1 protein-coding gene is annotated in these 327 nt (G+C 38.5%); it reads left to right on the forward strand.

The window, feature by feature from the left end; all coding sequences use genetic code 11:
• On the forward strand, window positions 1-327 hold a 327-nt coding region (locus LIR34_RS17720; protein ID WP_173903435.1), incomplete at its 3' end, for a helix-turn-helix domain-containing protein.

Raw genomic sequence — 327 nt, forward strand, 5'->3', positions numbered from 1 at the left:
ATGGATACAAAAAAGATTGGAGCTTTTTTAAAGCAATGTCGTAAAGAAAAGAATCTTACGCAAGAGCAGCTTGCCGAGAAGTTTGAGGTATCTGCAAGAACAGTTTCCAGATGGGAAACAGGAATAAATATGCCAGATCTCAGTATACTTGTTCAACTTGCTGAGTATTACGATGTTGAGATAAGAGAGCTCCTGGATGGAGAAAGGAGCCAGACTATGAATAAAGAGATGAAAGAAACACTGGACAAAGTGGCGGTGTATGAAGAATGGGTGAAACAAAAAGCATTAAAGGCTGGAAATCTTGCATTTGCATCAATGTTTGTGATT

The organism is Blautia sp. MSK17_66 (genome assembly GCF_020538025.1).
Taxonomy (GTDB): domain Bacteria; phylum Bacillota; class Clostridia; order Lachnospirales; family Lachnospiraceae; genus Blautia_A.